10 protein-coding genes are annotated in these 12,698 nt (G+C 33.7%); all 10 read left to right on the forward strand.

All coding sequences use genetic code 11. From position 1 onward, the window contains the following. The first annotated feature begins 46 nt into the window (after nt 1-46). The 10 genes from AC3Y25_RS15495 (at nt 47) to AC3Y25_RS15540 (ending at nt 12,642) form a co-directional block, all read left to right on the forward strand. Nucleotides 47-985, forward strand: coding sequence for an alpha/beta hydrolase fold domain-containing protein (locus tag AC3Y25_RS15495; RefSeq protein WP_489903338.1), 939 nt, complete (start codon nt 47-49; stop codon nt 983-985). 424 nt (nt 986-1,409) lie between these two features. Further along, nucleotides 1,410-2,600 carry a glycoside hydrolase family 88/105 protein gene (locus tag AC3Y25_RS15500; RefSeq protein ID WP_489903339.1) on the forward strand — a complete coding sequence of 397 codons (1,191 nt, stop codon included), beginning with the start codon at nt 1,410-1,412 and terminating at the stop codon, nt 2,598-2,600. Between the two features lie 9 nt (nt 2,601-2,609). After that, nucleotides 2,610-3,815 carry a glycoside hydrolase family 88/105 protein gene (locus AC3Y25_RS15505; RefSeq protein ID WP_489903340.1) on the forward strand — a complete coding sequence of 402 codons (1,206 nt, stop codon included), beginning with the start codon at nt 2,610-2,612 and terminating at the stop codon, nt 3,813-3,815. A gap of 22 nt (nt 3,816-3,837) precedes the next feature. Next, a complete protein-coding gene (locus AC3Y25_RS15510; protein ID WP_489903341.1) occupies nt 3,838-5,058 on the forward strand; it encodes a glycoside hydrolase family 88/105 protein in 1,221 nt (406 codons plus the stop codon). Between the two features lie 156 nt (nt 5,059-5,214). Further along, complete coding sequence (locus AC3Y25_RS15515; protein WP_489903342.1) at nt 5,215-6,804, forward strand: glycoside hydrolase family 43 protein; 1,590 nt, start codon at nt 5,215-5,217, stop codon at nt 6,802-6,804. Nucleotides 6,805-6,811: 7 nt separating this feature from the next. Continuing rightward, on the forward strand, nt 6,812-8,812 hold the full coding sequence (pelA, locus tag AC3Y25_RS15520; protein ID WP_489903343.1) for a pectate lyase: 2,001 nt from the start codon (nt 6,812-6,814) through the stop codon (nt 8,810-8,812). 88 nt (nt 8,813-8,900) lie between these two features. Continuing rightward, nucleotides 8,901-10,256: a glycoside hydrolase family 28 protein gene (locus AC3Y25_RS15525; RefSeq protein WP_489903344.1), complete on the forward strand. Its 1,356-nt coding sequence runs from the start codon at nt 8,901-8,903 to the stop codon at nt 10,254-10,256. Between the two features lie 298 nt (nt 10,257-10,554). After that, the gene (locus AC3Y25_RS15530; protein ID WP_489903345.1) at nt 10,555-11,298 is read left to right on the forward strand and encodes a rhamnogalacturonan acetylesterase; all 744 of its coding nucleotides are present in this window, start codon (nt 10,555-10,557) and stop codon (nt 11,296-11,298) included. A gap of 214 nt (nt 11,299-11,512) precedes the next feature. Continuing rightward, nucleotides 11,513-12,046, forward strand: coding sequence for a YcxB family protein (locus tag AC3Y25_RS15535; RefSeq protein WP_489903346.1), 534 nt, complete (start codon nt 11,513-11,515; stop codon nt 12,044-12,046). Nucleotides 12,047-12,153: 107 nt separating this feature from the next. Next, the gene (locus tag AC3Y25_RS15540; RefSeq protein ID WP_489903347.1) at nt 12,154-12,642 is read left to right on the forward strand and encodes a hypothetical protein; all 489 of its coding nucleotides are present in this window, start codon (nt 12,154-12,156) and stop codon (nt 12,640-12,642) included. Nucleotides 12,643-12,698 lie beyond the last annotated feature (56 nt).

Here is a 12,698-nt window from a genome sequence, read left to right on the forward strand (position 1 = left end):
GACTATAGGTCGAACTCCTTTCTTAACTAAAAAGTAAAGATTAAAAATGCATAAAATTAAATTAATCTTAGCGTTGTTTTTTAATGTCCTTGTAATGCAAAGTCAGCAGTACCAAGTAGATACGTCGTATACTATAAAAAGCACTTACGCTAAATTAATTAAGAAGCATCCGTTTATTACAATTCCAGAAATAAAAGCAAATCCAGATGTCAAAGAATTGTTCGATCTGGTTTACAATCAAGAACAAGATCGTGTTTTGCATTTTGATGCTTTTATAAATATTAAAAAGAAAAAAAATCCGGCAGTGATCATGATTCACGGCGGAGGTTGGAGATCTGGAAACAAAAGCCAGATGCAGTTTATAGGAAAAGAAATTGCTGCAAAAGGCTATTCTTGTTTTGCAATTGAATACAGATTATCATTAGAAGCAAAATATCCTGATGGTGTTATTGATATCAAGAATGCGATAAAATTTATTAAAGATAATGCGGCGAAATTTAATGTAGATCCAAACAAAATTGCGGTTTTAGGCTGTTCTGCAGGAGGGCAAATGGCAGCTTTGATTGGTACGACAAATAATTATCCGCTTTTTGAAGATAAAAATTTTAAAAGCCGTTCTTCTTCAAAAGTCCATGCCATAATAGATGTTGACGGCGTTTTGGCATTCAAGCATCCAGAATCATCAGAAGGGGATATGGCAGCATTTTGGTTAGGAGGAAAATCAGATGAGATACCAGAAAATTGGAAAAATGCTTCTGCACTAAGTCATACAGACAAAAATACGCCACCCGTATTATACATCTGCAGCAGTATTCCGAGATTTCATGCAGGAAGAGATGATATGATCAAGATTTTGAACAATTATAAAATCTACAATGAAGTGCAGACTATTCCAGATTCACCCCATTCATTTTGGTTTTATGATCCTTGGTTTACACAAACAATCACGTACAGCGTACGATTTTTAGATACAATTTTTAAATAATTTAGAATACAGAAATGAAAGCAAAAATCACGTCAGAAATTTTATTTTTCGCGGGTTTAACTGCCATAAAACGCACAGAAATACGATATTAAAAAGAACTAAACTTACGCCGAAATATCTGTAAAAACAGATGGAAAATAGAAAGGGAGAAAGTATAAAGGCGGAACTGTTTAAAAAAAAATGTAAATTGTTTTTTGCCACAGATTAAAAGATTAAAATGATTTTAAAAAATCTGCTCAATATGCCGACTCTGCGTGAGATTAATTTTAACAAATAGTAACATAGAATTTTATGTGTGTTGATGTAAGTGAAGCGCCTTTTATTAAGTTTTATCCTGATAGTTATCAGGATTATGTGTTTAAAAAAAAGCAAGCAAAGAATAATCCAAATAATCCATTAATCTGTGGCAAAAAGAAACATAAATATGAAGTATAGAAAAACAGTCCTATTATTATTTCTGCTTTTCAATGTTTTTGCATTTGCACAAAATCAGTCTGAAACAGTAATTCCGTATGATCTAAAATGGTCAGAACGAACAGCACTTTCTATTTTAAATAAATATCCGAATGCTTGGCAACTTGACGGAAATGAAAAGCCAAAATGGGATTATAAAATGGGTTTTGTATTGTCGGGATTTGAAAAATTATATCAAAAAACAAACAATAAAAAATACCTGAATTACATCAAAGAATATGTTGATGGAATGATTGACAGTACGGGAAATATCAAAAAATATGATATCAAGGAGTATAATATTGATTGTTTAAATCCGGGAAAACTGCTGTTTAATTTATATGATATAACAAAAGATTCTCGCTATCTGAAGATTATTGGGCAGCTTAGAAATCAATTAGAAAGTCAGCCGAGAACACCAAGCGGAGGATTTTGGCACAAACAGATTTACCCAAACCAAATGTGGATTGACGGTTTGTATATGGCTGAACCTTTTTATGCGCAGTTTACCGTTAAGTACGAAAAGGGAAAAAGTCTGGATGATATTGCTAAACAATTTGAATTGGTTCAGAATCATCTTGTAGATCAAAAAACAGGTTTGGTTTACCAAGCTTGGGATGAAAGTAAAGAGATTGCTTGGGCAGATAAACAAACGGGAACTTCGCCTACAATCTGGGGAAGAGGAATTGGATGGTACATGGTGGCGCTGGTTGAAACGTTAGATTATTTCCCGAAATCGCACCCAAAACATAAAGTTTTGGTGGAGTATTTGAATCAGATTGCCAAAAATGTGAATCTATACAAAAGCGAAAACGGACTTTGGTATCAAGTAGCCGATAAACCAGAATTGTACGGAAATTATGTAGAACCATCGGCTTCTGGAATGATTATTTATGCTTTTGCAAAAGGAGCTAATAAAGGCTATTTAGCTTCAAGCTACAAGACAACAGCTAAAAAATCATTTGACAGTTTTGTAAAAGAATTTGTGAAAGTAGATAAAAAAGGAGAAGTGAATATTTTGAACGTTTCATCAAATGTAGGTTTGGGCGGAAAACCATTTCGCGACGGAACAAACAGTTATTATCTACTTTCTAAAACAAAAGAAAACGGTGCAATTGGTTTGGGGGCTTTTTTATTAAGTGCAATCGAATTGGATAAATAAATGTTTTTAATGGATAAAAAGAGAAAATATTTTGGTTTACTGCTTGTAATTATTAGTCTGCTGTTTTCATTTATGAATGCAAGAGCTCAAGAAAAGACAATGGTTATTTCTAAAGACTTAAAGTGGTCTGAAAGAATGGCTCTTTCTATTATGAAACGTGACCCAAAAGCTTGGCAGATTGATAATAACGAAAAACCAAAATGGGATTACAAGCTAGGTCTTATGATGACTGCTTTTGAGAATCTGTACAATAAAACACAAAATCCAGTTTATTTCAATTACGTTAAAGAGTATTACGAAACAGTTATAAACGATTCGGGCGATATTCTAAATTATAAACTAGACGATTACAATATAGATTATATAAATGCTGGAAAAGGACTTTTTGAAATTTATAAACAAACCAAAGATGATCGTTACCTTAAAGCGTTGCAGCTTTTAAGAAAACAATTGGAAACACATCCGAGAACAAATTCTGGTGGTTTTTGGCATAAGAAAATTTACCCAAATCAAATGTGGTTGGATGGATTGTATATGGGAACTCCTTTTTATGCACAATACACAGCTGAATTTGAGCAAGGAAAAAGTTTTAATGATATTGTAAAACAGTTTGAGCAGATTCACCAGCATACTTTAGATCCAAAAACGGGTCTTCTTTTTCATGCTTGGGATGAAAGTAAAAAAATGGATTGGGCAAATAAAGAAACCGGGACATCTCCGAATTTTTGGTCTCGATCTATAGGCTGGTACATGATGGCTTTGGTTGATGTTTTAGACTTTATGCCAAAAGAACATCCGAAAAGAAAAGAACTTATCCAGTATTTGAATGAGATCTCGAAAGCTGTTGCAAAATATCAAGATAAATCAGGATTATGGTATCAAGTTACAGATGCTGGAAATAGAAAAGGAAATTACCTTGAAGCATCTGGTTCTGAAATGTTTGTTTACGCATTTGCAAAAGGAGTAAAAAAAGGGTATTTGCCAAAAAACTATAAAAAGTTAGCAGAAAAAGGATTCGACGGAATTACAAAAAAGCTCGTTACAGTTGATCCAGACGGAGAAATACATATTACTCAAGTTTGTGCTAGTGCAGGGTTAGGAGGAAATCCTTATCGTGATGGGTCTTATGAATATTATATAAGCGAAAAAATAAAAGTGGATAATTCGCATGGATTAGGGCCTTTTATTTTAGCGGCAGTTGAATTAGAAAAATAGTAGAATTTAAATAAATTTTGAAATGAGAAATAGTAGAAAGCAAAGTTATTTTATGTCGATTTTGATGGCTTGTTTTATGACCATTACAAGTTGTAAAGTGACATCGCAGGAACCAGCAAAAGAGATTGTGATTGGAAAGAATGCGAAATGGTCTGATAAAATGGCCTTAACATTGATGAAACGCCATCCAGAATCGTATATGATCGACGATGCTAAAAAACCAAAATGGGATTATGTTCATGCTTTAGTTTTACATTCAATAGAAGAGCTGTACAAAAAAAATCCAGATCCTAGATATAAAGCTTATGTAAGAAGTTATGTCGACCAATTTGTACAGGCAGACGGAAGCATCACTACGTATGAATTTGAAAAATACAATATTGACTTAGTATTGCCAGGACGTCTTCTTTTTGATGTATATGCTAGTTCAAAAGAAGATAAATATTTAAAAGCGTTGCAATTAATTCGTAAACAGCTTTCAGAACAGCCAAGAACACAAAGCGGAGGATTCTGGCACAAACAAATTTATCCAAACCAAATGTGGTTGGATGGTTTGTACATGGGAGAGCCATTCTATGCAGAATACACAGCTAAGTTTGAAAACGGGAAAAGCTTTGATGATATCGCAAAACAATTCGAATTGATTCAGCTTAAAGCTACAGATCCAAAAACTGGATTATTATACCACGGTTGGGACGAAAGCAAACAAATGCCTTGGGCAAATAAAGAAACAGGAAACTCTCCAAACTTCTGGTCTAGATCTTTGGGCTGGTATGTAATGGCTTTGGTTGATGTTTTAGATTACATGCCAAAAGATCATCCAAAAAGAAAAGAGTTGATTCAGTATTTAAACAATGTTTCTGAGGCTTTACTAAAATTCCAAGATAAGTCTGGATTGTGGTATCAAGTTACAGACAAAGGCGGTGAAAAAGACAATTATTTAGAAGCTTCTGGATCTGCAATGTTTTCATATGCTTTTGCAAAAGGAGCAAACAAAGGATATTTGCCATCTAAATTTAAAAAAGCAGCCAACAAAGCTTTTGACGGATTAACAACTGTATTAATCAAAAAAGTAGATCAAGATGGAGGAATTACATTAACAAACTGTTGCCAAGTAGCAGGTTTAGGTGGCAATCCATATCGTGACGGATCTTACGAATATTACGTAAACGAAAGAAAAAAAGACAACGACCCTAAAGCAACAGGGCCATTTATTTTGGCAGCTTTGGAGTTGAATAGATAATTTTTTAGAAGTTATGAGTTATGATTGATGAATGTTCAGCTTTGTCTTGCTGAGTGAAGTCGAAGCATCTCAAAGTAACTCCTCAAAGAATAAGCAAGTTACAAACCCGACAGGTTTTTAAAACCTGTCGGGTTTAAATAAAAAGAACAGTTAAAAATGAAAAATATAAAAATCATCCTATTTCTTCTTTCCATTTTTTGTTTCCAGAAGAATACCGCACAAGTTTGGACGCCAGATAACGGAGACGGAACATACACCAATCCGATTATTCATGCCGATTATTCAGATCCAGATGTTGTTCGCGTAGGCGATGATTATTATATGACAGCTTCTTCTTTCAACTGTATTCCAGGGTTACCGATTTTACATTCAAAAGACTTGGTAAATTGGAAAATTATAAGCTACGCTTTGGCTAAACAGCCTCCATTTGAAACCTACAATAGCGTACAGCACGGAAACGGAGTTTGGGCGCCAAGCATCAATTATCACAACAACGAATTTTACATCTATTATCCAGATCCAGATTTCGGAATTTATATGATAAAAGCTAAAAAAGCGGAAGGGCCTTGGTCTGAGCCACTTTTAGTTAAAGCAGGAGTTGGATTGATAGATCCGAGTCCGCTTTGGGACAATGATGGCAAAGCTTATTTGGTGCATGCTTTTGCAGGAAGCCGCGCTCAGATTAAAAGTTTGTTAGTTGTATGTACTATGAATCCTGAAGGAACGGTAGTGAATAATGATGAAGTTATGGTTATTGACGGACACGAAAGCGAAGGCACAATTGAAGGTCCAAAATTTTACAAACGAAATGGATATTATTACATTTTTGCACCAGCAGGAGGAGTTGCAACGGGATGGCAGACTGTTTTAAGATCGAAAAATGTTTTCGGACCTTATGAAAAGAAGAAGGTTCTAGAACAAGGTTCGACCGCAATAAATGGGCCGCATCAAGGCGCTTGGGTAACAACTCAGACAGGCGAAGATTGGTTTTTCCATTTTCAAGATAAAGGCGCTTATGGACGAATTGTGCATCTGCAACCAATGAAATGGGTGAATGACTGGCCGGTTATGGGAGAAGATTTTGATAAAAATGGAATAGGCGAGCCCGTAACAACATACAAGAAACCAAATGTTGGTAAAAAATATCCGATTGAAGTTCCAGCAACTTCAGATGAATTTAATGAGCCAAAATTAGGATTGCAATGGCAATGGCAGGCAAATAAACAGACAAACTTTGGTTTTCCAACTAGTTTGGGTTATTTGAATTTGTTTTGCAATACCACAACCAAAAATATTTTTAATGCTCCGAATTTACTTTTGCAAAAATTTCCAGCAGAAGAATTTACCGCGACTACAAAACTGACTTTTAATGCAAGATTAAATGGAGAAAGTACTGGTTTGATCGTTATGGGGTTAGATTATAGTTATCTGAATTTCAAAAATGAGAACGGAAAATTATATCTGAACCAGAAAACAGGAACTTTTGATAAAACGGTTTCAGAGACTGAAACCAAGCCTGTATTAATTGAGCAAAACACAATTTATTTAAGAGTAAAAATTAGCAAAGGTGCAATCTGTAGTTTTTCGTATAGTTTAGACGATAAAAATTACCAAACCATAGGAAAAGATTTTACTGCTAAAGAAGGAAAATGGATTGGAGCCAAAGTCGGACTTTTTGCTTTGGGTGAGATAATTAAAAATGATTCAGGGAATGTTGCTGTTGATTGGTTCAGAGTAACAAAATAGCTAGGAAATGATACAGTTTAAAAAACAAATAATGCTTTTTTTATGCCTTTGCAGTTTTGCTGTAAATGCTCAGAATACTTATAAAAGATGGTCTGAAATTATTCGCAAGAGTGATGCCGCTTGGTTTGCAACTGCAGATGCAAAAAGAGTAGCGGATAATGTACTGCTATACCAAAGAGATATTGGAGGCTGGCCAAAGAATATTCAAATGCAGGATCAGTTGACCGAAAAGCAGAAAAAAGATTTGATTGCTCTTAAAAAAACAGCTGTCGAAACTACTACCGATAACGGTGCAACTTGTCAGGAAATGCTTTTTATGTCTAGAATGTATGCGCAGGTCAAAGACGAACGTTACAGAGAATCTTTCTTAAAGGGGTTAAATTATCTTTTGGAAGCTCAATATCCAAACGGAGGATGGCCTCAGTTTTATCCGTTAAAAAAAGGATATTATACGCACATTACTTACAATGATGATTCAATGGTTAATATTATGAACGTAATAAAAGCCGTAGCAGACGAATCGGATTATTACAGTATTAAACCATCAAAAGAAATTGTTGAAAAATGCAGAAAATCATTTGATAAAGGAATCGATTGTATTCTAAAAACACAATATAAACAAAATGGCGTTTTAACCGCTTGGTGTGCTCAGCATGATGAAGTGACTTTGGCTCCAGCAAATGCAAGAGCTTTTGAATTGGCTTCGTTAAGCGGTTATGAATCAGCAAAAATAGTATTGCTTTTAATGTCGATTAACAAACCGTCAAGAGATGTTGTTATTGCTGTAAAAAGCGCTGTAGAATGGTTCGAAAAAACTAAAATTACCAATTTAGAAGAAAAAAGAGTTTTAAACGACGCTGGAAAAATTGTAGACAAAAAAATGATTCTGGTAGCAAATGCCCAACCAATCTGGGCAAGATTTATGGATTTGGAAACCAATGAACCTTTCTTTTGTGACCGTGATGGAATTAAGAAAAAATCATTGGATCAAATAGGATCAGAGAGAAGAAATGGCTATTCATGGTACTCAGATGCGCCTCAGGAAGTCTTAAAAAGATTTCCAGATTGGGCAGTTAAAAATGGTACTAAAGTAGGTGCATCCGAAAAGAAAATTGTAGATTATATTACTGTAGCGCAAGATGGTTCGGGAGATTTTACCAAAATTCAGGATGCAATTTATGCAACACCCGCTTTTCCGTATGAGAAAGTTACTATTTTTATTAAAAACGGAATCTACAACGAAAAAGTTCGAATTCCAGAATGGAATACTCATGTATTTCTGAAAGGTGAAAGTAAAGAAAATACCATTATTACTTTTGATGATAATTTTTCGAGAATAGCTTTAGGCAGAAATAGCACTTTTTATACCTATACGCTTTTGGTCGAAGGAGACGATTTTACAGCATCAAATCTAACGATTAAAAATACTTCTGGTGAGCATGGACAAGCTATTGCGTTGTCTGTTGTAGGAAACCGCGCTAAAATTATAAACTGTAATCTTTTAGGAAATCAAGATACTTTGTACTTGTCTGGAAAAGATGCCAAACAATATTTTAAGGATTGTTATATTGAAGGAACAACAGATTTTATTTTTGGAGGCGCAACAGCTCTATTTGAAAATTGCAATATTCACAGTATAAAAAGTTCTTATATCACAGCGGCTTCAACGCCAGAAGGAACTCCATTCGGTTTCGTTTTTAAAAACTGTAAACTCACGGCAAATCCTGAAGCAAAAGAGGTGTATTTAGGAAGACCTTGGCGCATTTATGCAAAAACGGTTTTTATAAATTGCGACATGGGTAATCAAATTAAACCTGAAGGCTGGGAAAATTGGTCAAAACCAGAAGCAGAAAAAAAATCTTTTTATGCAGAATACAATTGTAGCGGAGAAGGGTTTCAGCCATCAAAAAGAGTAAAATGGTCTTATCAGCTTTCAAAAAAAGAAGCAACACAATATTCGATAGAAAATATCCTTAAAGATAAGATTGCGAATTGGTATTCTCTTTAGTCGCAGTCCCAGTTCTCAGTCGCAGTTTCAGTCGGCACTGAAAACTGGGACTGCGACTGCGACTAGCACGCACTTAAAATAAAAAAACATGAATTTCAAATACTTCTTTCTAATCTTCCTTTCGTGGGCATCATTTGCACAGAATAGCGATTTTCCGTCAGCTAAAGTGGATTCTATTGTGAAACGAATTCAACTTCCAATAATAACTTCCTATCGGATTAATGTTTTGACATTAGGTGCCAAAGGCGATTCTATTACAGATAATAAAAAGTCTTTTGATAAAGCAATGGCTTTGTGCAAAAAAAATAAAGGCGGAACAATTATAGTTCCAAAAGGAATTTATAAAATCAACGGACCGATACATTTTGTAAGCAATGTAAACCTTAGAATTGAAAAAGGGGCTAAAATAAAGTTCAGTGATAATCCGAAAGATTATCTTCCAATGGTTTTAACAAGCTGGGAAGGGACGATGTTGTATAATTACAGTCCGCTTATTTATGCTAATAATTGCACGAATATTTCCATTTCTGGAGAAGGAACAATTGACGGAGAAGGAGGAAAGACTTGGAAAACTTTTAAAGCAAAAGAGAACGAAGGTAAAAACCGAAGCCGTGACATGAATCACAACAATACGCCATTAGAGGAAAGAAAATTTGGAGAAGGCTATTTTTTACGACCACAGATGATTCAGTTTTTAAATTGTAAAAACATTTTAGTCGAAAATATCAGAATCGAAAATTCGCCGTTTTGGTGTCTGCATCTTTTAAAATCAGAAAGTGTTACCATTCGCGGAATAAGTTATAAATCCTTAAATCACAATAACGACGGAATCGATCCAGAATACGCAAAAGACGTTTTAATTGAAAATGTCACTTTCGACAACGGAGACGACAATGTTGCCATAAAAGCAGGAAGAGATCATGAAGGAAGAGCCAATGCAGCAACGCCTAGCGAGAATATTGTGATACGAAATTGTAATTTTAAAGGACTTCACGGAGTAGTAATTGGAAGCGAAATGTCGGCTGGAGTTCAGAATGTATTTGTAGAAAATTGTAAAACGGCAGGTTATTTAAAAAGAGGCATTTATTTAAAAACGAATGCCGATCGTGGAGGCTATATCAAAAATATATTTGTTCAAAATATTCAATTAGATCAAGTAGAAGATTGTCTATACATTACAGCAAATTATCACGGAGAAGGAAAAGGCTATCAGTCAGAGATATCAAATGTATATTTCTCTAATATCACCTGTAACAAAGCGTCAGAATCTGGTATTGTAATTCAGGGATTTGCAGATAAAAAAATCAAGAATATCTCTTTGAAAAACATAGAAATAAAAGAAGCTAAAAATGCGCTCTCGAATGAAAACGCAGAAAACGTCTTGATGACAGATGTTTTAATAGGTAAAAGAGCAACAGTGCCTACAGCAGTTTCAAAACATTAGAGTTTTAACCTCATTTTATAGCTAAGCGTTTTTTTTAACGCAAAGTGCACAAAGAAAGCGCAAAGTTCGCAAAGGTTTAATAAAAGGAGGCAAAGGCTCAAAGGTTCAGAGATTCAAAGATTTTTCGTAGAGATGCACTGCAGTGCATCTACACAAAGAATAACCACAAGCTTTGTGTCCTCATTGACAAAGTAAATAAAGAATAAAAAACTTAGCGAACTTTGCGTAACCTTAGCGCATTTTGCGTTAAAAAAACACTTCGCAATAAAACCACTCAGCATTAAAAAAATAAAAGAAAATGAAAAAATATATCTTTCTAACATTACTTATCACCACAGTAAGTTTTGCCCAAAAAACCTCTTTGTATTGCATTGGAGACTCTACAATGGCAAATAAAAAAGATCCGGACAAAAATCCAGAACATGGTTGGGCTCAGGTATTGCAACCTTTTTTTAATGAAAACATTACAGTAATCAATAAAGCGGTAAACGGACGAAGCACGAGAAGCTTTATCAATGAAAAACGCTGGGATTCTGTTTATAACAAACTTAAAAAAGGAGATTATGTTTTTATAGAATTCGGACATAATGATCAGAAAATAGAAGATTCAGCACGATTTACCAATCCGCATACGGCTTACAGATACAACCTGATTCGTTTTGTAAAAGAAAGTAGAGAAAAAGGTGCTATTCCGATATTATTAACTTCCATTTCAAGACGTAACTTTAACGAAAAAGGAGTTTTGGTGCCAACTCATGGCGATTATCCTTTAGAAACCCGATTGGTCGCACAGGAATATAATGTGCCTTTTATAGATTTAGAATACTACACCGAATTATTAGAGCAATCTTACGGGCCAGAAAAATCAAAACAGCTTCATCTCCATTTTAAAGCAGGAGAAAATGCTTTTTATAATACAGATAAAGCTGATGATACACACCTTTCCTTGTTAGGAGCAAATAAAATTGCTGAAATTGTAATTAACCAAATTAAGCTTTCGAAAGACGCTTCGCTAAAGAATCTTAAAAGCGGAATTAAGTAAAACGTTTTTAAACTTAAAGTAATTAAAAGAAAGGGGGAATTTGTATTTCCCCTTTTTTGGTTTTTGACATTTCATGTAAAAAGAAGATAAAAAAGTAAAGATTAAAGAAATAAATCTAGCCCTATTTTAATATTATAAAAGCTTCTAAGTCTAATCTGTGCTTTTTTGTTGATATACTTTTGCCTTGAATAATATACCTAAGAAAACAAAAATTATGAAAGCGGCTAATTTTTCATTAGAGTTTCAGTTAAATATTTCTGAAATTAGAAAACTTAACAAAATGTACTTTGAACACTTGTTTAAAGAGCGTTTAATCTATGTTTTTTTTGTTGTTGCATTAGTGATGCTTTTTCTTGATTTTATTAACGAAGCCGATTTTTTTCAGTGGCTGATAAGTTGTTTGGTTACACTTGTTTTTTTGGTGATCATTCAATTCTTTTTTCTGGATGCTATATCTAGAACGATTTTCTGCTTAACAAAGTGGCTTATCCAGTACAACAAATTTTATAGCAGATATAAACTCACTTTTACCTATTCTGATGTTTGCGTTCGATCTCCATTAAGAGAATTAAAACATAAATGGACAAAAATTGAAAAAGTTATTTCGACTAAAAATTTCTTATTTCTCTACGTAAAAGAAAGAAATGCTTATATAATTTCTATTTCAAAGAAAGATCACAATTGTCAAAAGATTGAAGAGTTGGTTTCGTTTGTTGAAAATCATGTCATGCATGTGATAAAAGTCTAATGCATTTTTAATAACCACATCAAAAAATACCTTATTCTGATTGTTTTATGGCTTATTGGAGCTACTGAATTGTCTATGCCACTCTAATTTTGCTACATAGTTTAGCAGTGAATCCTTCAATTAATCAAGGGTTTGCTCTTTTAAAAAACAAAAGGATGCAAAAGGAGCGAGTTTTAGTGGTTGATAATCAAGGTTTTTTTCTAAAAATGTTTAAAAGAAAACTTAAAGATGAGTTTGAATTTTTAGAAAAATCTTTTACTGATCAATGTGAAGCGACAATAAATCAATATGATCGAACTATTTATGTAGTTTATAGGAGAGAAGAATTGCTTAGTTTTTTACAAGAGGAAAAAAGAGCAAATACTCTGGTTTGTTTGTTTAATGGGCAACTTTACAGGAGCTTATCTTTTCTAGAGGGAATCAATAATTTGATTTTGTTTGATGAATCAAAAACGAGTCGTGAAATTTTTAAAGAAGTAAAGCTCTTTTTGAAAAAGAATTTAGATTTCAAAAAAGAAAAAAAGACAGTGAGGACATCAAATCCATCACAATCAAAGTTTAATGAATATTATAAAGCAATGTATTTTTTAATGTGATGTAATTTATTTTATTTTTTATATTTTTTTCGATCACATTATTTGATAGTAATGTG

It is taken from the genome of Flavobacterium sp. LK-23, from assembly GCF_058135255.1.

What these genes read in the sequence shown, in the direction of transcription:
- AC3Y25_RS15495 (WP_489903338.1), top strand. Translation starts at nt 47, where the DNA reads ATGCATAAAATTAAATTAATCTTAGCGTTGTTTTTTAATGTCCTTGTA.
- AC3Y25_RS15500 (WP_489903339.1), top strand. Translation starts at nt 1,410, where the DNA reads ATGAAGTATAGAAAAACAGTCCTATTATTATTTCTGCTTTTCAATGTT.
- AC3Y25_RS15505 (WP_489903340.1), top strand. Translation starts at nt 2,610, where the DNA reads ATGGATAAAAAGAGAAAATATTTTGGTTTACTGCTTGTAATTATTAGT.
- AC3Y25_RS15510 (WP_489903341.1), top strand. Translation starts at nt 3,838, where the DNA reads ATGAGAAATAGTAGAAAGCAAAGTTATTTTATGTCGATTTTGATGGCT.
- AC3Y25_RS15515 (WP_489903342.1), top strand. Translation starts at nt 5,215, where the DNA reads ATGAAAAATATAAAAATCATCCTATTTCTTCTTTCCATTTTTTGTTTC.
- pelA (WP_489903343.1), top strand. Translation starts at nt 6,812, where the DNA reads ATGATACAGTTTAAAAAACAAATAATGCTTTTTTTATGCCTTTGCAGT.
- AC3Y25_RS15525 (WP_489903344.1), top strand. Translation starts at nt 8,901, where the DNA reads ATGAATTTCAAATACTTCTTTCTAATCTTCCTTTCGTGGGCATCATTT.
- AC3Y25_RS15530 (WP_489903345.1), top strand. Translation starts at nt 10,555, where the DNA reads ATGAAAAAATATATCTTTCTAACATTACTTATCACCACAGTAAGTTTT.
- AC3Y25_RS15535 (WP_489903346.1), top strand. Translation starts at nt 11,513, where the DNA reads ATGAAAGCGGCTAATTTTTCATTAGAGTTTCAGTTAAATATTTCTGAA.